At 71.3% G+C, this 24,703-nt stretch carries 23 protein-coding genes; 14 read left to right on the top strand and 9 right to left on the bottom strand.

The window, feature by feature from the left end:
- Positions 1–55: 55 nt before the first annotated feature.
- Complete coding sequence (gene hrpB / locus V8J36_RS11355; RefSeq protein ID WP_336467390.1) at positions 56–2,494, bottom strand: ATP-dependent helicase HrpB; 2,439 nt, start codon at positions 2,492–2,494, stop codon at positions 56–58.
- A 216-nt stretch (positions 2,495–2,710) separates the two neighbouring features.
- On the bottom strand, positions 2,711–3,445 hold the full coding sequence (locus tag V8J36_RS11350; protein ID WP_336467389.1) for a DUF3108 domain-containing protein: 735 nt from the start codon (positions 3,443–3,445) through the stop codon (positions 2,711–2,713).
- Between the two features lie 197 nt (positions 3,446–3,642).
- Here V8J36_RS11350 and meaB point away from each other — a divergent pair, with 197 nt between their 5' ends.
- Both meaB and rpmB read left to right on the top strand, forming a co-directional pair.
- On the top strand, positions 3,643–4,647 hold the full coding sequence (gene meaB / locus V8J36_RS11345; RefSeq protein WP_336467388.1) for a methylmalonyl Co-A mutase-associated GTPase MeaB: 1,005 nt from the start codon (positions 3,643–3,645) through the stop codon (positions 4,645–4,647).
- Positions 4,648–5,043: 396 nt separating this feature from the next.
- Positions 5,044–5,331: a 50S ribosomal protein L28 gene (gene rpmB, locus V8J36_RS11340; protein WP_336467387.1), complete on the top strand. Its 288-nt coding sequence runs from the start codon at positions 5,044–5,046 to the stop codon at positions 5,329–5,331.
- Between the two features lie 69 nt (positions 5,332–5,400).
- Here rpmB and V8J36_RS11335 read toward each other — a convergent pair whose 3' ends face one another.
- Positions 5,401–6,087 (bottom strand): NAD-dependent deacylase, encoded by a 687-nt coding sequence (locus tag V8J36_RS11335; RefSeq protein ID WP_336467386.1) that lies wholly within the window; start codon positions 6,085–6,087, stop codon positions 5,401–5,403.
- 91 nt (positions 6,088–6,178) lie between these two features.
- Between V8J36_RS11335 and V8J36_RS11330 the strand changes: the two genes are divergently transcribed.
- On the top strand, positions 6,179–6,625 hold the full coding sequence (locus V8J36_RS11330; RefSeq protein WP_336467385.1) for a low molecular weight protein-tyrosine-phosphatase: 447 nt from the start codon (positions 6,179–6,181) through the stop codon (positions 6,623–6,625).
- Positions 6,626–6,718: 93 nt separating this feature from the next.
- Here the strand turns inward: V8J36_RS11330 and V8J36_RS11325 are convergent, their stop codons facing one another.
- Positions 6,719–7,027 carry an arginine transporter gene (locus V8J36_RS11325; RefSeq protein ID WP_336467384.1) on the bottom strand — a complete coding sequence of 103 codons (309 nt, stop codon included), beginning with the start codon at positions 7,025–7,027 and terminating at the stop codon, positions 6,719–6,721.
- Positions 7,028–7,186: 159 nt separating this feature from the next.
- Positions 7,187–7,384: a heavy-metal-associated domain-containing protein gene (locus tag V8J36_RS11320; RefSeq protein ID WP_336467383.1), complete on the bottom strand. Its 198-nt coding sequence runs from the start codon at positions 7,382–7,384 to the stop codon at positions 7,187–7,189.
- Positions 7,385–7,514: 130 nt separating this feature from the next.
- On the opposite strand from V8J36_RS11320, the gene lepA reads away from it, so the two are divergent.
- The 9 genes from lepA (at position 7,515) to ribD (ending at position 17,493) form a co-directional block, all read left to right on the top strand.
- Positions 7,515–9,314, top strand: coding sequence for a translation elongation factor 4 (gene lepA / locus V8J36_RS11315; protein WP_336467382.1), 1,800 nt, complete (start codon positions 7,515–7,517; stop codon positions 9,312–9,314).
- A gap of 181 nt (positions 9,315–9,495) precedes the next feature.
- A complete protein-coding gene (dnaG, locus tag V8J36_RS11310; RefSeq protein WP_336467381.1) occupies positions 9,496–11,535 on the top strand; it encodes a DNA primase in 2,040 nt (679 codons plus the stop codon).
- Between the two features lie 210 nt (positions 11,536–11,745).
- Entirely contained in the window at positions 11,746–13,746 is a 2,001-nt protein-coding gene (gene rpoD / locus V8J36_RS11305) for an RNA polymerase sigma factor RpoD (protein WP_336467380.1), read from the top strand.
- 12 nt (positions 13,747–13,758) lie between these two features.
- Positions 13,759–14,115 (top strand): hypothetical protein, encoded by a 357-nt coding sequence (locus tag V8J36_RS11300; RefSeq protein ID WP_336467379.1) that lies wholly within the window; start codon positions 13,759–13,761, stop codon positions 14,113–14,115.
- A gap of 315 nt (positions 14,116–14,430) precedes the next feature.
- Positions 14,431–14,823, top strand: coding sequence for a hypothetical protein (locus V8J36_RS11295; protein ID WP_336467378.1), 393 nt, complete (start codon positions 14,431–14,433; stop codon positions 14,821–14,823).
- Positions 14,823–15,344: a CAP domain-containing protein gene (locus V8J36_RS11290; protein ID WP_336467377.1), complete on the top strand. Its 522-nt coding sequence runs from the start codon at positions 14,823–14,825 to the stop codon at positions 15,342–15,344. Before V8J36_RS11295 ends, V8J36_RS11290 begins: the two co-directional genes overlap by 1 nt.
- Before the next feature lie 39 nt (positions 15,345–15,383).
- Positions 15,384–15,800, top strand: coding sequence for a secondary thiamine-phosphate synthase enzyme YjbQ (locus V8J36_RS11285; RefSeq protein ID WP_336467376.1), 417 nt, complete (start codon positions 15,384–15,386; stop codon positions 15,798–15,800).
- 143 nt (positions 15,801–15,943) lie between these two features.
- The gene (gene nrdR / locus V8J36_RS11280; protein WP_336467375.1) at positions 15,944–16,411 is read left to right on the top strand and encodes a transcriptional regulator NrdR; all 468 of its coding nucleotides are present in this window, start codon (positions 15,944–15,946) and stop codon (positions 16,409–16,411) included.
- Positions 16,408–17,493 (top strand): bifunctional diaminohydroxyphosphoribosylaminopyrimidine deaminase/5-amino-6-(5-phosphoribosylamino)uracil reductase RibD, encoded by a 1,086-nt coding sequence (ribD, locus tag V8J36_RS11275; protein ID WP_336467374.1) that lies wholly within the window; start codon positions 16,408–16,410, stop codon positions 17,491–17,493. The genes nrdR and ribD overlap by 4 nt, the downstream gene beginning before the upstream one ends.
- 71 nt (positions 17,494–17,564) lie before the next feature.
- Here ribD and V8J36_RS11270 read toward each other — a convergent pair whose 3' ends face one another.
- From V8J36_RS11270 to V8J36_RS11255, 4 genes are all read right to left on the bottom strand, one after another.
- A complete protein-coding gene (locus V8J36_RS11270) occupies positions 17,565–19,637 on the bottom strand; it encodes a capsular polysaccharide biosynthesis protein (protein WP_442902482.1) in 2,073 nt (690 codons plus the stop codon).
- 1 nt (position 19,638) lies between these two features.
- The gene (locus V8J36_RS11265; RefSeq protein WP_336467567.1) at positions 19,639–20,781 is read right to left on the bottom strand and encodes a polysaccharide biosynthesis/export family protein; all 1,143 of its coding nucleotides are present in this window, start codon (positions 20,779–20,781) and stop codon (positions 19,639–19,641) included.
- Positions 20,782–20,882: 101 nt separating this feature from the next.
- Entirely contained in the window at positions 20,883–22,169 is a 1,287-nt protein-coding gene (locus V8J36_RS11260; RefSeq protein WP_336467373.1) for a capsule biosynthesis protein, read from the bottom strand.
- A gap of 4 nt (positions 22,170–22,173) precedes the next feature.
- Positions 22,174–23,268: a phosphatase PAP2 family protein gene (locus tag V8J36_RS11255; protein WP_336467372.1), complete on the bottom strand. Its 1,095-nt coding sequence runs from the start codon at positions 23,266–23,268 to the stop codon at positions 22,174–22,176.
- A gap of 233 nt (positions 23,269–23,501) precedes the next feature.
- Between V8J36_RS11255 and V8J36_RS11250 the strand changes: the two genes are divergently transcribed.
- The gene (locus V8J36_RS11250) at positions 23,502–24,122 is read left to right on the top strand and encodes a riboflavin synthase (protein ID WP_336467371.1); all 621 of its coding nucleotides are present in this window, start codon (positions 23,502–23,504) and stop codon (positions 24,120–24,122) included.
- Entirely contained in the window at positions 24,098–24,697 is a 600-nt protein-coding gene (locus V8J36_RS11245; protein ID WP_336467370.1) for a hypothetical protein, read from the top strand. The genes V8J36_RS11250 and V8J36_RS11245 overlap by 25 nt, the downstream gene beginning before the upstream one ends.
- Positions 24,698–24,703 lie beyond the last annotated feature (6 nt).

The raw sequence follows: 24,703 nt of genomic DNA, 5'->3' as shown, positions 1-24,703 counted from the left end.
AATCTGGACTGGTCGCCCTCAATAGACCGTGGCGCGCGCCCCGGAAAGCCTGCCATCAGGTCCCGCGCGGTTTGGCGCGCAGGGTCGGGTCGGCCTCGGTCGGGTCCTCGGGCCAAGGGTGCCGGGGATAGCGGCCGCGCATGTCCTTGCGGACATCGGCGTAACTCGAGGCCCAGAACCCCGGCAGGTCCATCGTGGTTTGCACCGGCCTCTGGCCCGGCGACAGCAGCGTGATCCGAAGCGGGCGGCGCCCGACGACCGGGTGGCGGGTGACGCCGAACAGCTCCTGCAGCCGGAGCTCGATCGAGGGGTTGTCGCCCGCGTAGTCGATCGGCACCTGCCTGCCGAGCGGCGTGGTGAAATGCTCGGGCGCGCCGCGGTCGAGGATCTGCTGCCCTTCCCAGCCGAGACGCAGCTTCAGCGCCTCGGTCAGGTCCATCGCCCGCAGGTCGGCCTCGGAGCGGCGGTTGCCCAGATGCGGCAGCAGCCAGTCCTCGGCGGTTTCCAGAAGCGCCGCATCCGACGGGTCGGGCAGATCGGCGCCTTCCTCGCGCAGAAGGGCGATGCGGGCGCGCAGGCGGGCGGCCTTCGGCGTCCAGGGCAGGCCCAGCTGGCGCAGCCCGTCGAGCGCGGCCCGCGCCAGCGTCTCGCGCGGGGCGTCGGGCCAGGGGCGCTCGGCCAGCGTCAGGGCAAAGAGCCGCTCCTGTCGGCGCGCGATCACCCGGCCCTCGCGGCGCGACCATTCCGCGACATCGACCCAGGCTATCTGGTCCGCGAAGAGCGCGCGCAGCTCGGCCTCGGGCAGGGGGATCGCCTGGCGGACCTGCGCCTCGCGCGGGTCGCCGTCGAGATCGGTCGCGACGATCAGCGGCTGCTTCGCCAGTGGATCGGTCTCGGGCAGCTTCGCGCCCTTGCCGCCCGAGAGCAGATAGCGCGGCGCGTCTCCGGCGCGGCGCAGCCCGATGCGGTCGGGATAGGCCAGCGCGGCCATGCCGGCGGGGCTAGTCTTCGTCTCGGGCCCGGCCAGCCGGGCGAGCCGTTTGGCCTCGAGCCGCACCCGCTCGACGGTGCCGCGATGGATGGGCCAGGGGTGGTCGGCCTCGAAGCGCTTCGGGTCGCGGAGCGCGGCGAGGCGCAGCGAGAGGTCCGCGGGCGCGCCCTTCAGCGGATCGCGCTCGGCCAGCAGCGCCGCGAGCGTCGCCGCGCCCGGTCCGGCCACGGCCAGCATATGGGCGAGCCGCGGGTGGGTGGGCATCCGCGCCAGCGCCCGGCCATGCGCGGTGATCCGGCCCGCGGCGTCGAGCGCACCAAGCTCGGTCAGCAGCGCCTGCGCCTCGGCGAAGGCGGGCCCGGGCGGCTGGGTCAGGAAGGCCAGATCGCCGGGCGCCGCCCCCCAGAGCGCGAGATCCAGCGCCAGCGAGGCGAGGTCCGAGGTCTCGATCTCGGGCGGCGCGAAGGCGGGCAGGGCGCCTTCCTCTCCCTTCGTCCAGAAGCGGTAGCAGGTGCCCTCGGCCACCCGGCCGGCGCGGCCGCGGCGCTGCTCGGCCTCGGCGCGGCTCACGCGCTCGGTCACCAGCCGCGCCATGCCGGCGCCGGGATCGAAGCGCGCGCGCCGGGCGCGGCCGCCGTCGATCACCACCCGCACGTCCTCGATGGTCAGCGAGGTCTCGGCGATGGCGGTCGCCAGCACGATCTTGCGCCCCGCGGCCGCGGGGGCGATCGCCGCGCGCTGGGCCGCGAACTCCATCGCGCCGAAAAGCGGGTGGATGTGGCAGTCCTTCGGCAGCCGGCCCGACAGCTGCGCCTCGACCCGGCGGATCTCGCCCTCGCCGGGCAGGAACACCAGCACGCCGCCCTGCGTTTCCTCGACCGCCTGCGCGACCAGCCCCGCCACCCCGGCCTCGAAGCGCAGCGAGCGGTCGGGCGGGCGCGGCAGCCAGCGCGTCTCGACCGGGAAGGCGCGCCCCTCGGACACGACCACCGGCGCATCGTCCAGCATCGCGGCCACGGGGCCTGCGTCCAGCGTGGCGGACATGACGACGACGACCAGATCCTCGCGCAGCGCGCCCCGCACCTCCCATGTCAGCGCAAGGCCGAGATCGGCGTTCAGCGAGCGTTCGTGGAACTCGTCGAAGATCACCGCGCCGATGCCGGGCAGGTCGGGGTCGGATTGCAGCATCCGGGTCAGGATGCCCTCGGTCACCACCTCGATCCGGGTGGCGGGGCCGGTTTTCGCCTCGCCCCGGATCCGGTAACCCACGGTGGCGCCCACCGGCTCGCCCAGCGTGGCGGCCATCCGCTCGGCCGCGGCGCGGGCGGCCAGGCGGCGCGGCTCCAGCATCACGATCCGGCCCTCCGTCAGCCCGGCCTGCAGCAGCGCAAGCGGCACCCGCGTGGTCTTGCCAGCGCCAGGCGGGGCCATCAGCACGGCACGGCGATGGGTGCCGAGGGCGGCGAGAAGATCGGGAAGGGCATCGTCGATGGGCAGGCGCATGGGCCCTTATCGCCGCGGCGCGGGGCCTTGACCAGAGGGCGGGTCAGCCGCGCCGGCTGTGCCCGGTCACGCGCCAGTTCACGCGTCCAGTCACCGGCCGCAGGGCGGCCCCATGCCCCCTCGGCCGTTCCCCGCCGCCCGGCCGCGCCGCCGGCCGGATCGCGGCCCCTTGGCGCAGGGCCGCGCCCTGACACGGGCATTGCAGGTGTGCCCCGCTCAGCGCCGGGTCAGCCGGCCCTTGCCGTAGATCGTGTCCATCGCGACCTCGACCACCCTCAGCCGCCCGTCCGACAGCGGCGCATAGACCAGCGTGAAGGGGAAGCGGCTGGCCTCGGCCATGTCGTCGGCGTCAAAGCCCGCGACCCGGCGGTATTCGCCGTCGCACATCAGCCCGCCGTTGCGATGCGGGCGGGGGTTCTTCAGCGTCACCGCCGTGCGCCGCTTGCCGTCGAACAGGTCGAGCGACTGGGTGCAGGCGCCCTCGGCCGGCACGTCGCGCAGCACCGCATAGGCGGCGGTCAGCGGATCGACGGTGCCGCCCTGCGTGGCGGGGTCGATGTCCTGCGCCTTCGCCTTGCGCGGCGGGTCGTATTCCTTCAGCTGCGGCACCCCGCGGTCGTAGTCCATCACCGCGCGGGTCTTGCGCTTGCCGGTGTCCGCGGCCTCGACGTAGCGCGACGGGGTGAAACGGTCCGCCGCGAGCCGCCCCGAGGCCTCGGCATCATAGGAGATCTTGCGGATCATCGACACCAGCCCGCCGCTCTGCAGCCGGCCGGTGACGCCATAGCGGTTGCCCTCGACCTTGCCGTTGATGGTCAGCGTGCCGGCGGTCAGCCCCAGCAGCGACAGGGTGAAGGTGGCGCTGTCGGTCTGGTCGGCCCGGGCCGCACCGGCCGGGTGGAGGGCAAGCGCGACGGACAGGCCCAGCGCGGGCAGCAGGGGGCGGATCATCGTCTGGTCTCCTTTCGCCCGGGGCCTCGCGGCCCGCGTCGTTGGTGCGACCCTAGCAGAGGTCGCGACGTCCCGCCGCCCGGCGCCGCTCACGCCGGTTGACAAGTTCGCCAGTCAACCTGTTCTCTGCGCCCGCCCCGTCAAGCCTGAGGCCGCGATGTCGGGGCGTCTCCCGATCCCCCGCGAAAAGGCGCGCGATGACCGCTTCCGACCCGACCGAGACCCAGAAGAAGACCCATGCCCTGGCCGAGGCGATCCTCGCCGGCGACCGCCGCGCGCTCGCCCGCGCGATCACGCTGGTCGAAAGCGGCCGCGCCGATCACCGCGCCGAGGCCGAGGCGCTTCTGGACCGGCTCGCCGGGGCCGGGCGGCAGGCGCTGCGCATCGGGCTGTCGGGCACGCCGGGCGTCGGCAAGTCGACCTTCATCGAGGCCTTCGGGCTGCACCTGACCGGGCAGGGGCTGCGGGTGGCGGTGCTGGCGGTCGATCCGTCCTCGGCGCGCTCGGGCGGCTCGATCCTTGGCGACAAGACAAGGATGGAACGGCTGTCGCGCGACCCCAAGGCCTTCATCCGCCCCTCGCCCAGCCAGGCGCAGCTGGGCGGCGTCGCGCGCCGCACGCGCGAGGCGGTGGCGCTTTGCGAGGCGGCGGGCTTCGACGTGGTGCTGATCGAGACGGTGGGGGTGGGCCAGTCCGAGACGATGGTGGCGGGCATGTCCGATCTCTTCGTGCTGCTGCTCGCGCCCGCGGGCGGTGACGAGCTGCAGGGGGTCAAGCGCGGGATCATGGAGATGGCCGACCTGATCCTCGTCAACAAGGCCGATGGCGAGCTGAAATCCGCGGCGCTGCGCACGGTGGCCGATTACGCGGGCGCGCTGCGGCTGCTGCGCAAGCGCGCGCAGGACCCCGAGGACTTCCCGAAGGCGCTGCCGGTCTCGGCGCTGGCCGAAGAGGGCCTCGCCCCCGCCTGGGACCAGATGCAGGCCCTCGCCGACTGGCGGCGCGATCAGGGCCATTGGGCGCGGACCCGCGCCACCCAGGCCCGCGACTGGTTCGAGCAAGAGGTGCGTGCGGGCCTTCTCGCCCGCCTCGCGCGCGACCCCGCGATCCGCGCCCGCCTCGAAACCCTGGGCAGGGCCGTGGCCGAGGGCCGCGCCGCCCCCGCGCGCGCCGCGGCCGAGGTTCTGGCCGCCTTCGACTGAGGCGCTCTGTTCCTTTCGCACTGGTCCAAATATCCCGGGGGGAGGGCCCGGCACGGGCCCCGGGGGGCAGCGCCCCCCGCCGTCCCTCCAGGCCGGCGCGGGTCGCGGGCGTTCAGGGCTCGGCCATCGCCGCGCAGAGGCACGAGGCCAGAACCTCGGGGGTCGAGGGCTTGGTGCAGANCCCGGGGGGCAGCGCCCCCCGCCTGTTTACGGATCATGCCCCCGCGCGCGCGACCCTGCCGGCCGTTTCGCCAGATGAATCGCTTGACCTTCCGCCCGCTTGTCCGTATTGCCCGCGGACGGAATTCGGGGTGCCCCGCCGCGGCGCCCCACTCATGTATGGCTCATAGCTGTCCCGCCCCTGCGGCGAGGGACCGGGAAACGAAGGAACGAACCATGTCGCGCGTTTGCGAACTGACCGGGAAAGGCCCGATGACGGGCAACAACATCAGCCACGCGAACAACAAGACGCGTCGCCGGTTCCTGCCCAACCTGAACGACGTCACGCTGATCTCGGACGTGCTCGGCCAGTCGTTCAAGCTGCGCGTCTCGGCTGCCGGCCTGCGCTCGGTCGACCACCGCGGTGGCCTCGACGCCTACCTCGCCAAGGCCAAGGACGACGAACTGTCGGACCGCGCCCTGAAGATCAAGAAAGAGATCGCCAAGGCCCAGGCCGCGGCCTGATCCGCTGATCTCCGAACGTCGCGACAAGCCCCGCCATCCGCGGGGCTTTTTGCTTTCAGCCCGGGCGGTTCAGCCGACAAGCTCATCCACCCACTGCGGCACGACCTGCGTCGCCGGCCCCCGCCGCGCCTCGTCGAAGACCGAGGTCCGCGCCGAGGCGTCGAGGTTCAGCTCGACCGTCCGCGCGCCGGCGGCCGCCGCAAGTTCCACGAAGCCCGCCGCCGGGTAGACGTTGCCCGAGGTGCCGACCGCGGCGAAGAGATCGGCCTGCTCCAGCGCCGCCGCGATCTCTTCCATGTGATAGGGAATCTCGCCGAACCAGACGATGTCGGGCCGCGTCGCCTGCCTTGCGCAGGCCGGGCAGCGGTCGTAGGGCCCCATGATCGCCGGCGCCTCCCAGCGGTGGCCGCAGGCGGCGCAGAGCCCGGTCTCGAGCCCGCCATGCATGTGGATCACGCCGGTCGAGCCGCCGCGTTCGTGCAGGTCGTCGACATTCTGGGTGACCAGCGTCACCCGGTGGCGGGGATCGGCGCCCAGCCGCGCCAGCGCCTGATGGGCGGCGTTCGGCCGCGCGAGCCGCGCCTTCGCCCGGCGCTGGTTGTAGAATTCATGGACCAGCACCGGGTTGCGGCGGAAGGCCTGCGGGGTCGCCACATCCTCGATCCGGTGCTCTTCCCAAAGCCCGTCGGACGCGCGGAAGGTCGCAAGCCCGCTTTCCGCCGAGATCCCGGCGCCGGTCAGAATCACGATGTTCATCGCGGGATCGCGCCGCCGCAGGGCAGGATCGACTGGGTCATGGCACCTCCGCCGCTTGCCCCGGGCCGGGGCTTTGCCCAAGAGTGACCCCATGCACGCGCCAAGGTCCATCCTCTTCGTCTGTCTCGGCAATATCTGCCGCTCACCCGCCGCCGAGGGCGCGATGCGCGCCCATGCCGCCCGCGCCGGGCTCGACCTCGCGCTCGACAGCGCCGGCACCGGGCGCTGGCATGTCGGTGAGCCGCCGCACCCGCCAATGGTCGCCGCCGCGCGGGCGCGGGGCTACGATCTGTCGCCGCTTCGGGCTCGGCAGGTGGCGCGGGCGGATTTCTCCCGGTTCGACCTGATCCTCGCGATGGATGCGCAGAACCTCGCCGACCTGCGCCGGCTTGCGCCCGCAGGCAGCGCCGCGCGGATCGAGGCCTTCCTGCCCGGCGGCGCCACAGTGCCCGACCCCTATTACACCGAGGATTTCGAGGGCGCGCTCGACCGGGTCGAAGAGGGCGTCGCGCATTGGCTGGCGCAGCTGGCCGCCTAGGCGCGCTGTCGGGCCCCGCAGGCCGGGGATCCTCCGGCGGCCGTGGCGCCCGCTGCGCAAGGATGGGGATGATCGGGGCCGGGCCGGGCCGCACTAGCCTTGGCAGCTGGCCTTGGCGCGGTCGATGAAGGCCTCGTAGCGCTTCCAGAAGGTCTTGTCGGCGGGGGCGTCCGACATCCGTGTGGCCTCGGCCCGGTCGGGGTCCTTGAAGAAGCGCGCGGCGCGGCGCTGCTCGCCCCAGCCCAGCGAGCGATGGGCCACGCGCTGCACGCACCCGCAGCTGGCGGCGGTCGCGGCCGAGCGCCCGGCGCCGAGGCAGGCGGCGTTGACCGGCCCGTGGGTTCCGCCGCCGCAGCCGGCGGTGAGGGCAAGAAAGGCCAGGGGGATCAGGCGTCTGCGCATCGTTCGTCCGTCGTCGCGAAATCCGGCGGACTATGGGGGCGGCGCGGGCCTGCTTCAACCGCGCGCCGCGGGTCGTGATGCGGCGGGCGGGCGCGCTGTGCCCCGCAGGCCACGCGTGACGGCGCAGGCCGTGACGCAGGATCCCGCGGGGTGAGGACGTCAGGAGGCCAGGCTGGCCGGATAGCCCGCGTCGTCCAGCGCGGCGATGATCGCCTCGGGGCTGGCCTTGGTGGCGATGTCGACGCGGCGTGCGGCCTGGTCGAAGGTCAGCGTCGCACCGGCATCGACGCCGGTCACAGCCTCTTGCACCGCGCCGCGGCAATGGCCGCAGGACATGTCGGGAACGCTCAGGATCATCGGATCTCTCCTTGTGAAACGTTGCCGCGCAGCATCGCGCGGGCGGCGCGAAGGTCAAGGGGCCGCCGGGCGGGGGGCGGGCCGCGCGCCGCCGCTTGACCGGTGCCCGAATCCCGCTCATATGGCGCGCATGACCGAGCTCGACCAGATCCGCAACTTCTCCATCGTGGCCCATATCGACCACGGCAAATCCACCCTCGCGGATCGCCTGATCCAGATGACGGGGACGGTGGCCGAACGCGACATGAAGGCGCAGATCCTCGACTCGATGGATATCGAGCGCGAGCGCGGGATCACCATCAAGGCGAACACCGTGCGGATCGAGTATCCGGCGAAGGACGGCAAGACCTACGTCCTGAACCTGATCGACACCCCCGGCCACGTCGACTTCGCCTATGAGGTCAGCCGGTCCATGCGCGCGGTCGAGGGCTCGCTTCTGGTCGTCGACGCCTCGCAGGGTGTCGAGGCGCAGACGCTGGCCAACGTCTATCAGGCGATCGACGCGGGGCACGAGATCGTGCCGGTGCTGAACAAGATCGACCTGCCGGCGGCCGAGCCCGACCGGGTGAAGGAGCAGATCGAGGATGTGATCGGCATCGATGCCTCGGACGCGATCCCGATCTCGGCCAAGTCGGGGATGGGCATCCCGGACGTGCTGGAAGCCATCGTGACGCGGCTGCCCGCGCCCAAGGGCGAGCGCAACGCGCCCCTGAAGGCGATGCTGGTCGACAGCTGGTATGACGCCTATCTCGGCGTCGTCGTGATGATCCGCGTCATGGACGGCGTGATCCGCAAGGGCGACACCATCAAGATGATGCAGACCGGCGCGGTCTACGGCATCGACAAGCTTGCCGTGCTGAAGCCGAAGATGATCGACATCGCGGAACTGGGCCCGGGCGAGATCGGGGTCTTCACCGCCTCGATCAAGCAGGTGCGCGACACCCGCGTCGGCGACACGATCACCCATGACAAGAAGGGCGCCGAGACGCCGCTGCCGGGCTTCAAGCCCGCCCAGCCGGTGGTGTTCTGCGGCCTCTTCCCGGTCGATGCCGCCGATTTCGACGACATGCGCGACGCGATCGAGAAGCTGGCGCTGAACGACGCCTCGTTCAGCTACGAGATGGAGACCTCGGCCGCGCTCGGCTTCGGCTTCCGCTGCGGCTTCCTCGGCCTGCTGCACCTCGAGGTGATCCGCGACCGGCTCGAGCGGGAATACGATCTGGACCTGATCACCACCGCGCCTTCGGTGGTCTTCAAGCTGCACATGAAGGACGGCGAGGTGCGCGACCTGCACAACCCCGCCGACATGCCCGACCTGACCTACGTCGACCATATCGAAGAGCCGCGGATCAAGGCCACGATCATGGTGCCCGACGAATATCTGGGCGACGTTCTGAAGCTGTGCCAGGACCGTCGCGGGATCCAGATGGACCTGACCTATGCGGGTTCGCGCGCGATGGCGGTCTACGACCTGCCGCTGGCCGAGGTGGTCTTCGACTTCTACGACCGGCTGAAATCGGTGACGAAGGGCTACGCCTCGTTCGACTACCAGCTGTCGGAATACCGCGAGGACTTCCTCGTGAAGATGCAGATCCTGGTGAACGACGAGCCGGTGGATGCGCTGTCGATGATGGTGCACCGCGACCGGGCCGAGGGCCGGGGCCGCGCGATGTGCGAGAAGCTCAAGGACCTGATCCCGCGGCACATGTTCAAGATCCCGATCCAGGCGGCGATCGGCGGCCGGGTCATCGCGCGCGAGACGCTGTCGGCGATGCGCAAGGACGTGACCGCGAAATGCTACGGCGGCGATGCCACCCGGAAGAAGAAGCTTCTGGAAAAGCAGAAGGCCGGCAAGAAGCGGATGCGCCAGTTCGGCAAGGTCGAGATCCCGCAGGAAGCCTTCATCTCGGCCCTGAAGATGGACGACTGAAGACCCGGCGTCGCGCCCGGTCGCGTCGGGCGGATGCCTCCGACGGGGATATTTTTGCCAGTAAGAAAGCCGCTTTCGCACTGGCTCAAATATCCCGGGGGTGAGGACCGCAGGTCCGAGGGGGCAGCGCCCCCTCTTTGCCATTCTGGACAGGTCCCGACCGAGGGCGGATAGTACGGCCATGAGTCTCCCACCCGGTTTCCTCGACGAGCTTCGCACCCGCATCACGCTGAGCAGCGTGATCGGCCGCAAGGTGACGTGGGATCGGCGGAAGTCGAACCAAGCGAAGGGCGACTGGTGGGCGCCATGCCCGTTCCACCAGGAAAAATCCGCGTCTTTCCATGTGGATGACCGCAAGGGCTTCTATTACTGCTTCGGCTGCCACGCCAAGGGGGACGCCGTCACCTTCCTGCGCGAGAGCGAGAACCAGTCGTTCATGGAGGCGATCGAGAGCCTCGCGCGCGAGGCCGGCATGACCATGCCCGCCCGCGATCCCGTCGCCGCCCAGAAGGCCGACCGCCGCAGCCAGCTGGCCGAGGTCATGGAAGAGGCGGTGAAGTGGTACCGGCTGCAGTTGCGCACCGGCTCGGCGCAGGCGGCGCGCGATTATCTCGACCGGCGCGGGCTGGGGCCCGCGGGGCAGGAGCGTTTCGGCATCGGCTGGGCGCCCGACAGTCGGCAGGGCATCTTCCAGGCGCTGACCGCCAAGGGCATCGCCGCCGACTTCTTGGTGGCGGCGGGGCTTTGCGCGAAGCCCGAGGATGGCGGCGCGCCCTATGACCGCTTCCGCGGCCGCATCATCTTTCCGATCCGCGACGGGCGGGGGCGGGCGATCAGCCTTGGCGGCCGCTCGATGGACCCGAACGCGCGCGCCAAATACCTCAACGGGCCCGAGACCGAGCTCTTCGACAAGGGGCGCAACCTCTACAACCAGGAGGCCGCGAGGAACGCGGTGGCGAAGGGCGCGCCGCTGATCGTCACCGAAGGCTACATGGACGTGATCGCGTTGTCCGAGGCGGGCTTCGGCGGCGCCGTTGCCCCCCTGGGCACTGCGATCACCGAGGACCAGCTGCGGCTTCTGTGGCGGATCTCGCCCGAGCCGGTGGTGGCGCTCGATGGCGACAAGGCGGGGATCCGCGCCGCCGAGCGGCTGATCGACCTTGCGCTGCCGATGCTGGAGCCCGGCAACGCGCTGCGCTTCGCGGTGCTGCCGGCGGGCGAGGACCCCGACGACCTGATCCGCGCCCGCGGCGCGCAGGCGATGGCGCAGGTGATCGAGCAGGCGCGGCCGATGGTCGAGCTGTTGTGGCGGCGCGAGACCGAAGGGAAAGTCTTCGACAGCCCCGAGCGCAAGGCCGGGCTCGACCGCCGCCTCCGCGAGCTGATCCGGCAGATCAAGGACCCCTCGCTGCGTGGCCATTACGGCGAAGAGATCGCCCAGTTGCGCCTTGGCCTGTTCGGCCGCCGCACCGGGTCCGAGGACCGTCCGCGCCCGACCCGCGAGTTCGGAGGTGGCTTCTCCGGGGGCTTCTCGGGCGGTTTCTCAGGCGGCTTCGCTGGAGGCTTCTCCGGGGGCGCTCGCAAACCTTGGAAGCCGGGCCAGCGCCCGATCGAGATCCTGCCGCTGGCCGCGACCCGCGCCTCGCTTCTGGCTGCCGCGGCGGCCGAGGGGGACGATGGGCTGGTCGAGGAGCGGCTGCGCGAGGCGATGATCCTGGCGATTCTCGCCGCGCATCCGGTCTGCATCGTGAAATTCGAAAGCGATCTCGAGCGGATGGCGATGACCGGCGAGGGGCATGACGCCCTGCGCGCGGCGCTGCTGCGCGAGGCGCGCGATCCGGGCGAGGGGTTCCTCGACCGGCTGGGACCGCGGGCGAACGGTATCCTTGAAACCCTGCGCGGGCTTCCCCATGTAGCGATCGCGCCGCCGGCGCGGCCCGAGGCCGACCCGGCGATCGTCGCCATGTGCCTGGCCGAGGAACTCGCCAAGCTCGCGGCGCGGCGCGGGGTCCGGGAGGAGATCGAGGATGCGGTTGCCGATCTGGCAGGCTTCGCCGACGAGGGCGTCACCTGGCGCCTTGGCAAGGCGGCCGAGGCCCGGCAGCGCGCCGAGCGGTCGCGAATCAACGACTCGTCGGACCTCGGCGAGGACCGCGATGCCCTGAAGCAGCAGCTTCAGGACATGATCGACAAGGAAATCTGGCGTAAGTCGCGGCGTTGATCGCGGCCTGCCGGTGACACCTGGACCTTGCGGACTATCTGACACGACGGGGTGCCCTGTGATCCGGCGCCGCGATTCGATAAAGAGGACCGATATGATTCGGTGCTACCCGAATCATTGGCCGACTCTGGTGGCCCTGCCGGAGACCTGACCGAATGACCCCGCGCGGCGACAGGCCCGGCCGCCGCGACGACCCGATGAGGAGTGCACATGGCAGCCCGAGACGCCGAAGACGTGAAGCACGACGATCAGGATCAGGACCATTCGCTCGACATGAGCCAGGCGGCCGTCAAGCGGATGATCGCCGAGGCGCGCGAGCGCGGCTACATCACCTACGACCAGCTGAACCAAGTCCTGCCGCCCGAGCAGGTCTCGTCCGAGCAGATCGAGGACGTGATGTCGATGCTCTCGGAGATGGGCATCAACGTCATCGAGGATGACGACGCCGAGGACGGCGAGGGCAATGCCCAGGGTGGCAACGGCGGGCAGGTCGTCGAGACCTCGGGCTCGCGCGAGGTCGCGGTCGCGACCACCACCACCGAGACGCTGGACCGCACCGACGACCCGGTGCGGATGTATCTGCGCGAGATGGGCTCGGTCGAGCTGCTGAGCCGCGAGGGCGAGATCGCCATCGCCAAGCGCATCGAGGCCGGCCGCAACACGATGATCGCGGGCCTGTGCGAAAGCCCGCTGACCTTCCAGGCGATCACGATCTGGCGCGACGAACTTCTGTCGGAAGAGATCCTGCTGCGCGACGTCATCGACCTCGAGACCACCTTCGGGCGGAATCTCGACGGCGAGGGCGAGGACGACATGGAAGAGGCCATCGTCGATGGCGCCGCCGTGTCGCCCGCGCCGAAACGTTCCGGCGAGCAGGAGCTTGACGCCGACGGCAACCCGATCGCCTCGGACGACGGCGACGAGGATGACGAGGCCTCGGCGATGTCGCTGGCCGCGATGGAAGCCGCGCTGAAGCCGAAAGTGCTGGAGACGCTGGAGATCATCGCCGAGAACTACGGCATGCTGTCCGAGATGCAGGACCGCCGGATGAGCGCGACGCTCTCCGAGGGCACCAGCTATTCGGTGGCCGACGAGGCGGCGTATCAGAAGCTGCGCAGCGAGATGGTGATGCTGGTGAACGAGCTTCATCTGCACAACAACCGGATCGAGGCGCTGATCGACCAGCTTTACGGCATCAACCGCAAGATCATGTCGATCGACTCAGGGATGGTGAAGCTGGCCGATGCCGCCCGCATCAACCGCCGCGAGTTCATCGACGAATACCGCGGCTACGAGCTTGACCCGACCTGGGCCGACCGGCTGATCGCCAAGGGCGGCCGCGGCTGGCTGGCGCTGTTCGAGAAGAGCCGCGACAAGGTAGACGACCTGCGCGCCGAGATGGCGCAGGTCGGCCAGTATGTCGGCGTCGACATCCAGGAATTCCGCCGGATCGTGAACCAGGTCCAGAAGGGCGAGAAGGAAGCCCGTCAGGCCAAGAAGGAAATGGTCGAGGCCAACCTGCGCCTCGTGATCTCGATCGCGAAGAAATACACCAACCGCGGCCTGCAGTTCCTGGACCTCATCCAGGAAGGCAACATCGGCCTGATGAAGGCCGTCGACAAGTTCGAGTACCGCCGCGGCTACAAGTTCTCGACCTACGCCACCTGGTGGATCCGTCAGGCGATCACCCGGTCCATCGCGGACCAGGCCCGGACCATCCGTATTCCGGTCCACATGATCGAGACGATCAACAAGCTGGTCCGCACCGGCCGGCAGATGCTGCATGAGATCGGGCGCGAGCCGACCCCGGAAGAGCTGGCCGAAAAGCTGCAGATGCCGCTCGAGAAGGTCCGCAAGGTGATGAAGATCGCCAAGGAGCCGATCTCGCTCGAGACCCCGATCGGGGACGAGGAAGACAGCCAGCTGGGCGACTTCATCGAGGACAAGAACGCGATCCTGCCGCTGGATTCGGCCATTCAGGAGAACCTGAAGGAGACGACGACGCGGGTTCTGGCCAGCCTAACCCCGCGCGAGGAGCGGGTTCTGCGGATGCGTTTCGGCATCGGCATGAACACCGACCACACGCTGGAGGAGGTGGGCCAGCAGTTCAGCGTCACGCGCGAACGGATCCGGCAGATCGAGGCCAAGGCGCTGCGCAAGCTCAAGCATCCGTCGCGGTCGCGCAAGCTGCGCTCGTTCCTCGACCAGTAAGGGCGGCGCGACGTGGAGATCACCGAGCTTCGGGACGCCTGCGTCTCGGACGCCGCGAAGGCCGCCTTCGACCGTCTGGTCGAAGGGCTTGCCGCGATGCCCGATCTGGCGATGCATGCCCATGAGCAGGGCTTCAAATCCGCGCTGCGCGTCGAGCGTGGCGAGGAGTGGGTCTTTGCCGCCGTTCCCGGCGACGAGGGCGTGCTGGCCTATGTCCGCAAGCCCGCCCAGCGCGGTGGCGTGACGCCCGAGGCGGTGACCGCCGCCTTCCCGGGCGCGCGGGTCAGCAAGTCGGGCGAAGTGATCGTGCGTCTGGACGATGCCGCGGCCGCCGAGCGGTGGCTGCAGCTGGTGTCTGCCGCGGGCTGACTCTGCCCGCGCCAGTGCACAGCGGAGGCGACGTCGCGGGCCCCGGTGCGGGTTCCGCAGACCACACGTGCGGGCCGGGCGACGCTGGCTGGTGCCGCCGTGACGATGACCGCGCTTCGATCCTGATGCCCTTCCGCCTGATCGCGCCTGCCGCCGGCGGCGAGCGTGGCCGCTTGATCGCGTGTCTGAGCCCGCGGCCGGCGTGACCCCGGCGGGCGACGGGCAAGGCCAAGCCCATTGCGCCCGCGCGCCGGGTGACTAGATAGGGTCCGAGGGGCGCGCCCGCCGGGCCACCGCCCGACGAAGGAGCCCGCCATGCATCCCAGACATTTCCTGTTCCCGGCGGCGCTCGCCGCAGCCTGCGCCGCGACGCCGCTGCTGGCCTGGCCCGCCTCGAACACCCTGCGGGTGAACGGCACCGCGCAGGATTTCACCGTCGCCTACCGGCCGTCGAACATCGTCGGCGATTACTGGTGCGCCGCGGCGGATTTCGCGATCGGCAAGCTTCGCCTGTCGCCGACGACCACCATCTATCGCACCACCGCCAGTTCGCCGCGGGCGATCGGGCACATGGGCTTCTCGATCGACCCGGCGAAAAGCTCGGGCGAGACCGGCATCGTCACCATCGGGCGTCAGGACGGCGGCTTCTCGGCGGCGCATGCCCAGTCGATGTGCCAGGGCCCGCGCACGATCTTCCCCGACGACTGATGCGGCGCGGGGCGGCGCTTGCGCCGGTGCTTCTTGGCTTGGCCCTGCTGGCCGGACATGCCGCGGCGCAGGTGCCGGCCTCGGTTGCGGGCCTGTCCTGCGGGGCGGGGGCCGAGATCCGGCTGGATGCCGAAGGGGCGCGGCGCGGGCTCGCGCTCACCAACGCCTTGCGCGCGGGGCGGGGCCTGCCGCCGCTGGCGCTGTCCGCGGTGCTGTCGGAAGCGGCCGAGGATCACGCCTGCGACATGGCCCGCCGCGGCTATTTCGATCACCGTTCGCCCGAGGGCGCCGGCCCGATGGACAGGGTCGTGGCCCGCGGCGCCGATGTCTGCTGGGTGGCCGAGAACATCGCCTCGAGCACCGCCGCGGCGGATCCGGTCGACGTCGCGGTGACGATGTGGCGCGGCTCGCCGGGACATCTGCGCAACATGCTGGCGCCCGAGGCGCGGGGGCTGGGGCTGGCCGCGATCCGCGGGCAGGGGCGGACGGTCTGGGTGATGGTGCTGGCGCGCGGCTGCTGAGGCTTGCCTTCCGCCGCGGGCCGCGGTGAACTCGGGCCCATGCACACCACCTTCCAGATCGAGACCCGCGGCCAGGGCAGTTACGAGGTCACCCCGCAGATCGCCGCCTGGGTGAAGGGGCGCGGCGACGGGCTTCTGACCCTGCTGGTGCGGCACACCTCCTGTTCGCTGCTGATCCAGGAGAATGCCGACCCCGAGGTGCAGACCGATCTTCTGGCATGGATCAGCCGCGCGGTGCCGCCGGCGACCGACCCCTCGATGTGCTACCTGACCCACACCTACGAGGGGCCCGACGACATGCCGGGCCATATCCGCGCGGCGCTGCTGCCGGTCACGCTGGGCATCCCGGTGATGGGTGGGCGGATGCGGCTGGGCACCTGGCAGGGGATCTTCCTCTTCGAACACCGCTCGGCCCCGCACCGGCGCGAGATCGCCGCCCATTTCCGCGCCGATTGACCGGCCAGGTGATGCGGATTGAGTCTTGGCGGCCACAGCCACGTCCCACGACATGTGGTGGGGTGGAAAATCGGCTACCCAACGATTCGTCGCCGCCCTATAGTGCTGTGGATAACGGGGACTGACCGACGAGGGAGAGGGCCATGCGCTGCCCGTTCTGCGGCAATGTCGACACTCAGGTGAAGGATTCTCGGCCTGCCGAGGATCACGTCGCCATTCGCCGGCGCCGTTTCTGCCCGGCCTGCGGCGGCCGCTTCACCACCTATGAACGCGTGCAGCTGCGCGACCTGATCGTGATCAAGTCCTCGGGCAAGCGCGAGGAATTCGACCGCACCAAGCTGGAACGCTCGATCCGGATCGCGATGCAGAAGCGCCCGGTCGAGCCCGAACGCATCGACCAGATGATCTCTGGAATCGTGCGGCGGCTTGAATCGATGGGCGACACCGATATCCCCTCGAAGGTGATCGGCGAGATCGTGATGGAGACGCTGGCCCGGATCGACACCGTGGCCTACGTCCGCTTCGCGAGCGTCTACAAGAACTTCCGCGACGCCGACGACTTCGACAAGTTCGTCTCGGAACTGCGCCCCTCGACCGCCCTCGAAGAGTGACGCCCGAGATCGATCGGCGGTTCATGGCGCTGGCGCTCTCGCTGGGGCGCCGTGGGCTTGGCCGGACCTGGCCGAACCCCGCCGTGGGCTGCGTGCTGGTGCGCGACGGGCGCATCGTCGGGCGCGGCTGGACGCAGCCGGGCGGGCGGCCCCATGCCGAGCGCGAGGCGCTGGCGCAGGCCGGCGCGGCCGCGCGCGGGGCCACCGCCTATGTCAGCCTCGAACCCTGCGCGCACCATGGCCGTACCTCGCCCTGCGCCGAGGCGCTGGTGGCGGCGGGCGTGGCGCGTGTGGTCAGCGCTTTGGAAGACCCCGATCCACGCGTGGCGGGCCGCGGCCACCAGATCCTGCGCGACGCGGGGATCGAGGTGCTGGCGGGGCTGATGGCGCCCGAGGCCGAGGCCGCGCAGATCGGCTTCCTGACCCGTATCCGGCAGGGGCGGCCGATGCTGACCCTGAAGCTTGCGACCAGTTTCGACGGGCGCATTGCCACGGCGTCGGGCGAGAGCCGCTGGATCACCGGGCCAGAGGCGCGGCACCTGACCCATGCGCTGCGGGCGCGCCATGACGCAATTTTGGTGGGCGCGGGCACGGTGCGGGCCGATGACCCGATGCTGAACGTCCGCGGCCTCGGGCCGGTGGCGCAGCCGGTGCGGATCGTGGCCTCGGCCGGGCTCGACCTGCCGCTGGGCCGGCTTGCCGCCAGCGCGCGCGAGATCCCGGTCTGGCTGGTGCACGGGGCCGAGGCACCGACCGAGCGCCGCGCCGCCTGGGACGCGACGGGGGCGCGCCGGATCGAACTGCCCGGCGCCTTCGACGCCGCCGGGATGATGGCCGCGCTTGGGGCCGAGGGCCTGACGCGGGTGTTCTGCGAAGGGGGCGGCCAGCTTGCGGCCTCGCTGCTGACGGCGGGCGTCGTCGACGAGGTGGTGGGCTTCACCGCGGGCCTGACGCTGGGCGCCGAAGGCCGTGCCTCGATCGGCGCGCTGGCCGAGGCGCCCCTTGGGGCCTTCCCCCGTTTCCGCCTCGCCGAGACGCGCCCCGTCGGCGCCGACATCTACCACCGCTGGACCCGCGCCTGACGCCGCCATGACGCGCCTGAGCCGGGGGGGGGCGCGCGGGGGGACCCGCGGTCCCCCCGACTCTGTCTGCCTTAGCGCCAGATCCAGCTCTGCGACGCCAAGATGCCTTGCGCCTTCGCCAGAAGCCGGTTCCCCACACCCCGCCGCGGCACCTCGCCCGAGATCAGCCGCTCCAGCGCCACCTCTGCCGGGCAGGGCAGGCCCGAGACCGGATCGTGATAGCGCGGATAGGCGATCAGCGCCGCATGGGCGAAGGCCGCCAGTTCTGGCCGGGCCCGCCGCCGCGCCGGCACCGCGCCCAGGTCCCGGGTCAGCCCCCAGCCCGCGTAGAAGGGCGCGCCGAGGCAGGTGACGGGCTTGCCCCGCAGCAGTGCCTCGAACCCCAGGGTCGAGGTCATGGTCCAGACCTCGTCCACCGCCGCGATCACCTGCGCCGGATCCGCGGCGCCCAGCACGAAATCGGCCAGCCCGAACAGCTCGGCCGGCGGGATCGCCCCGGGGCGCAGCCCGGCCTCGACATCGGGATGCGGCTTGTAGATCAGCACCGCGCCCGGATTCCGGGCCCGCGTGGCGATCAACAGGTCGCGGTTGCTGCGCACATCCGTGGTGCCCAGCCGGATCGAGGCGTCGTCCTCGACCTGTCCGGGCACGAGGATCCGGTGCCCCTCGGGCAGCTCGGGCAGGGCGCCGCCAAGGTTGTACTTGCTGAGCCCGCCCGCGACGATGCGCTCGACCAGCCGCTCGGCCCGGCGCAGGCCGCCGGGGGGCGGGCCGGCGGCGATCAGGCGCTCCAGATCGTTCTCGCGGGTCGGGTCGTAGTAGATCCCCATGTGGTCCAGGGCCAGCGACAGCGGCGGCACCAGTTCGGCGCCAAGCCCGCGCGAGCGCAGGAAGCCGTCCTCGACCCGGGCCAGCGGCAGGCCCGTGGCGGCTTCTGTCAGCGCGGGCGTCTCGCGCCCGGCCCAGACCAGCAGGCCGCGGCCCTCGGCGCGGGCGCGGGCCGCGGCGCGGTCGGGCCGGTCCTCGAAGACCAGCCGCCGCTCGCGGCCCAGCATCGCCTGCAGCGGGCGGCGTTTCCACAGGCGCATGCCGCAGGCGACATGGCCGGCGCGGTCGTCGCGGAAGGCGCGCACCTCGGCCTCGAGCTGGTCGAGCGCCTCTTCGAAGCTCGCCAGCCGGTCGCGGGGGCGGTCATACCAGACGGGGGCGAGGATCATCGCCGCCGCGAAAAGCTGCGCGCGGGTCAGCTTGCGCTGGCGGCGCCAGACCGGGCGTTCGTCCTCGGTCAGGCCCCAGCCCGCGTAGAACGGCTGGCCGAAGACCCGGGGGCGGTGGCCGGCCAGCACCGCCTCGAACCCCAGCTGCGAGCTGACGGTATAGACCGCGACCGCCCCAGCCAGCAGCGCCTGCGGCGAGATCGGGCGCGTCTCCAGCGTCACCCGGCCGGTCGCGTGTTCGGGGCCGTAATGGCCGGGACGGGCGCCGGACTGGGTTTCGGGATGGGTCTTGATCAGGATCCGGGCGCGGGGGTGTTCCTCCTGCGCGATCAGCAGCATTTCCAGAAAGGTCGAGTCCCGCGCGCCGCCCATCGGGATCGAGGCATCGCCGAAGGTCTGGTCCACCACCAGCACATAGCCCGGCTCGGGCGGCGCGATGGCAAGGTCGTGGATGTTGTATTTCGACAGCTCCAGCGCCGCGATCTGGGCCATCCCGTCGCGGGCGCGGCGCAGCAGGTCGCCATCGTCGAGCGGGTGGTCGCGCAGCAGGCGTTCGAGCGCCGAGGGCTGGCGGCTGTCGAAATGCACGCCACCCTCGTCCGGCGTGCCGGTCGCGTCCAGCATCAGCCCCAGCGCCGGCCCGCCGCCCGAGCGGCCGGGACGGACCGAGCGGAGGAAAGCGTCCTCGACCCGCAGCAGCCCGGCGCCGGTGGCGCGGGCCGCGGCCTCGCCGCGATGGGCATAGGGGCTCTGGCCCCAGACCGCGATCAGGTCTTCGGGGCCGGGGCGTCCCAGCAGGCCCGGGCGCGGGGCATAGCCGGACAGCTGCAGCACTCGGCGCAGCGCGCGGTCGCGGGCGAAACCGGCGGTGTAATAGAAAAGCCGCCGGGCAGGGCCGGCGGCTTCGGAAAGGGCGGGCGCGGGCAGCTCAGCCCCCGGCGGCGGCGATGTTGGTGCCGGCGTTGGTGACTTGGTTGAGCGAGGCGGCCGAGCCGGTGACAGACGAGATGACCTTGGTCCATTGCACGAAGGGCGCCTCGGTCACATAGACGGTGTCGCCGTCGCGGATCGAGAAGTCTCGGGCCATGAACATGCCGGTGGGCTTGGTCAGGTCGAGCACGTAGACCATGCGCTGCGGCCCCACGAGGTCGTTGCGCCCCAGCACCTGGTTCGCGACCTCGGCGGGCTCGTTGCGCAGCACGAAGACGCCGGTCGGGTCGGCGAGGTTGGTGGCAAGGCCGCCGACCTGCGCGATGGCTTCCAGCGCCGACAGGGTCTGGGTCTGGAACGGCACCCGGCGCTGGCCGGCGGTGGCGCCCAGCGCGGTGTAGCTGCGTTGGTCTTCCTCGACCACGATCACGTCGCCGGGGCGCAGCGCGATGTCGAGCGCGGGGTTCTTCCACAGGTCGGTCAGCCAGACGGTGCCGGTCTGGTTGCCGCGGGTCACGGTGACCTTGGCGATGTCCGGCTCGATCGCGATGCCGCCGGCGCGCGAGAGCATCGACGACAGCGTGCGGGTCGGCCGCTCGATCGGGTAGACGCCCTGGCCCGAGACCGCGCCCATCAGCGTCACCGTCGCGCCGTCGCCGGCCGCGCGGGTGACGGAAACCTGCGGGTCCGGGGTCTGGGCGTCGAGCTTTTCGGTGATGATCCGGCGCAGGCCCTCGGGCGTGTTGCCGGCGGCCTTGATGCGCCCGGCATAGGGCACGAAGATGAAGCCCGCGCCGTCGACCTGCACTTGGCTCAGCTGCGTGGCGGGGCGGCCCGCCTGCGCCAGAAGGCCGTTGTCGACGTTTTCCCAGATCGTCAGCGCCAGCGTGTCGCCGGGGCGGATGTCGTCCGAGCCGACGACGCCCGCGTTCACGAAGGCGCGGCTGAAGCCGAGCGCGGGGGTGACCGAGGCCGCGCGGTTCACCCGGTCGTTGACCGAGACCACGAAGGCGTCGCCCTGGCGCTGGACGGAACTGGCATAGATTTCGCGCTTGCTGGGACCCGACCGCGGCAGGCCGCAGGCCGCCACGCTGGCTGCAAGAACAAGCAGGGTCGCTGCACGCGCCCCGCGGGAAGCCATCAATTTCACTGCCCGGGCTCCTTTACGGATACTGCCTCGATACTTTTTTCTTGGCTTTTTCCGGCAAGCCTACGGAATCCGGTTCGAAAACGGAAGCGGGCTTATTGCACGACGACCAGTTGTTGCCGGGGTGCCGCAATGCCCTGGGCCAGCGCGTCATAGGGATCGGTCGGGGCCAGCATCATGTCGATCACCTGCCGCAGCGCATGGCGGCGGCCGCGGGCCGAGTAGAAGCCGCCCGGCACCTGGCTGGTCTCCAGCAGGTAGTGGCGATAGTCGCGATAGGCGCGGCTGTCGGGGCGGCGGGGCTGGGCGAAGAATTCGGGCAGCGGCTGGGGCGAGCAGAACTCGGGCTGCGAATAGACCGCCGCCCCGAAGACCTTCAGCGGCAGGCCCCGCCACAGCACCTGCTGCGCCGCGGTCGAATTCACCGTCACCGCCGAGCGCGCCTGGTTCAGCAGCGCCGCCAGCTTGCCGCCGCGCACGAAATGCACCCGGTCGGCGACGCCGTACTCCGCGGCCAGCCGGCGCAGGTCTGCCAGCACCGGGCTGCGGCCGTCCTCCAGCGGATGCGCCTTGAAGACGAGGTGGTGATGACGCGGCGCGCCCTCGGCGAAGCCCTTGAGGCAGAGGTCGATGAACTCGGTCATCGTGGCGAAGGGGCCGTGCATCCGGAAGCTGGCGTCATGGGCAAGCTGCATCAGGACGAGGTGATAGGGGAAGCCGCCCAGCCGGATCCGCTGCGTGGCGATCATCCGTTCGACCGCATGCACCGGCATCAGCAGCAGCCGCGCGAGATGCAGGCGGAACTCGCCCAGCACGGTGATGCCGCGATGGGGCCGGAAGCCGCGATAGCGGCCGTTCAGCGCCATGACGTAGAAATGGTAGAGCGCGCCGTAGAAGACATGGTGGCGCATGTCGCCCCAGCGGGCGGGGGCGGCGGGCATCTCCATCTCGGATCGCTCCAGCGCCATGCGCATGCCCGGGATCGTCATCTGCATCAGCCGCGAATGGCCATTCGAGCCGCCGCGTTCGTAGGTGATCCAGTAGGGGCGCAGGTAGCCTTCCTCGAAGACATGCACCGTCAGGCCGCGGGCGCGGGCCTCGGCCACGGCGGCGGCATGGACGGGGCGGGTGTCGCCGTAAAGGACGATGTCGGTGACGCCCTCGGTGTCGAGCAGAGCGGAGAGCCGGTCGGGCCAGGCCTCGGGCGTGCCGTCATAGGCGACGAAGCTGGCGCGGTCGGACCAGAAGCGCTCGTCGCCGCGGTTGAAGCCCACGCGCAGCACCCGCGCGCCCGAGCGTGCAAGCATCCGCCCGACGCGGTCGAAGAAGGGGCCGTGCGGGCCCTGCAGGAACAGGAAGCAGCGATCGGGCGGCGGTGGCACCGGCTCAGGTCCCCGCCTTGTTCAGGCGCATGTCTCGGGCAGCCAGCCATCCGGCGCCGCGCCAGCAGGCCAGCGCCACGCCTGCGCCCAGATAGCCGTCCACCGCGTAATGCCAGGCCAAAAGCACGGACCCCACCATGATCGTCGCCGCGAAGATCCAGGCGATCAGGCCGAGGATCCGGGACCATTGCATCGCATATAGCGCCATCAGCACGCTCGAGGCCACATGCATCGACGGCATGGCCGAGATCCCGCGCCCCGGCGCCCCCGGCACGTAGCCTGCCCAAAGCAGGTCCTGCACCCCCAGCGCCCAGACCGGCATCACCCGGTCGGCGGCCTGAAGCCGTTCCATCAGCGGCGCGAAGCGGTCGCCAAGCCCGAGGCCCTGGTAATAGACCGGCCCTGCGGAGGACAGCAGCATCGCCGCGAGGTTGCCGCCCAGTCCCCAGACCAGCACGAAGGCCAGAAGGTAGGTGCTTCGCCGCGGCCCGCGCGTGTCGAGAAAGGCGGCCGCGACCACGGTGAAGAACACCAGCACCGCCCAGGCGTGATAGGCGAGGTTGATGGTGAAGATCGCCCGCGGCGCGCCGAAGACGGCATGGGCCAGCCGCCAGGGATCGGTGCCGCCGTGCAGCCAGGCGTCGATCGTCGCCAGCAGCGGGTCCAGCGTGAAGGGAACCACGGCCGGGATCACCGCCTTCACGAAGGCGAATGTGCCGCAGAAGGCCAGGATCGCCGCGAAGGCCAGCGCGCCCGACAGCAGCCGCTCGCCGTCGCGCAGCAGCGCGCCCAGATCCTCGGCCAGCCAGGGCAGCAGCCGCTTGCCGGGCAGCCGGTGGCGCAGCACCAGCTGGAAGCTGACCGCGCGGATCAGCAGCACCGTGATCCCGAAGAAGGGCAGAAGCCGCACCAGCAGGCTGCCGGCGGTGTCCCGCAGATAGCCGTCGACCTGCAGCCCCAGCCCCTCGGCCAGCAGCAGCGCCGCCAGCCCGTGCAGGGCGACCGCTCCCAGCAGCCAGCGGTTCGCGGCAAGCGCGCGCAGGGGCAGCGCCAGCCAGGAAGCGGCGGGCGTGCCGGTCGCGTCGGGGAACTGGGTCATGTCGGGCTCCGCTCGTCTCGGCGCCAGCATCGCCGGCAAATGCGGCCCGAACGGGGCGAAGCGCGGGAGATTGCGGGAAGCGTCGCCGCGACCGGCGCGTCAGGCGGGGGCGTCATGCGTGGCGCATCGTGCAGGTGGCGGCGGCTTTCTGCGCGGCGGCGCGGGCTTGCGTCGCCGGGGGGCGGCGGCTACCCATCCAGTGACGGCGCGGCACGACACAGGAGGGCGGACCCATGTTCACCGGCATCATCACCGACAGGGGCGAGGTTCTCGAACTGGTGCAGGAGGGCGACCTGCGCGCCCGGATCGGCACCGCCTACGATCCCGAAACGATCGACATCGGCGCCTCGATCGCCTGCGACGGCGTCTGCCTGACGGTGATCGCCACCGGCACCCAGCCCGTGAACTGGTTCGAGGTGCAGATCTCGGCCGAGACGGTGTCGAAGACCAACCTTGGCAGCAATGTCGGCTGGCGGGTCGGCAAGCGGCTGAACCTCGAACGCGCGCTGAAGGTGGGCGACGAGCTGGGCGGGCACATCGTTTCGGGCCATGTCGACGGCGTGGCGCAGATCGTGGGCATCCGCGACGAGGGCGACAGCACCCGCGTGACCTTCCGCGTGCCGGATGCGCTGGCGGGCTTCATCGCCCCCAAGGGCTCGGTCGCGCTGAACGGCACCTCGCTGACCGTGAACGAGGTCGCGGGCGCGACCTTCGGCGTCAACCTGATCCCGCACACGAAAGAGGTCACCACCTGGGGCCTGATGGCCGAGGGCGACGCGGTGAACCTCGAGGTCGACACGCTGGCGCGCTATGTCGCGCGGATGGCCGAATGGTCTTCGGCGGTGAAGGCGTGAGCGCGGGGCTCGGCCACAACGGCGGCCCCTCGGTCGCGCCCGGCGCCGGCTGGCGCGCGCATTGCTGGAGCCGCGCCCGGGCCGATCTGCTGCCGACCCTGCCGCTCGAGGTCGTGAGGCTGCGGGTCCGGCGCGCGGCCGAGATCGGGCTGGACTACCGCACCTATGCCACGGTCCGCGCGACGACCGGGCACGACATCGTGGCCTTCCTCTTCTCGTCGAACGCGCTGCGGCTGTTCCGCGAGGGGCAGGCGCTGGAGGCCGCGCGCGCCGAGGCGCTGGCCCGCCAGCGCGGCGTGGCGCAACGGCTGGCACAGCAGCCGCCGCTGACGCCCGAGGCCGCGCTGTCGGTCCTGGCCGGGCAGGGGCTGGCCTTCGAGGGCGCGGCCCCCGCGCCGGGCCTGCTGGGCTGGGGCGCCCTGTCGCGCGCGGTGCGCGAGATGGCCGGCGCGCGTCCCGCCGACCGGGTCCTGATGGTCGGCGACACCGGGCTCGAGCGCGACTGGGCGGCCGCGGGGCGGCTGGCGGGCTATCTGCCGGCAGAGCGGTTCTTCGCCGGGGCGGTCCCGGCCTGAGCCCGG

Source organism: Frigidibacter sp. MR17.14, assembly GCF_037095735.1.
In the GTDB taxonomy this organism is placed as follows: domain Bacteria; phylum Pseudomonadota; class Alphaproteobacteria; order Rhodobacterales; family Rhodobacteraceae; genus Frigidibacter.
The sequence above is the reverse complement of the archived record's forward strand: the minus strand, read 5'-3'. Positions and strand labels throughout refer to the sequence as shown.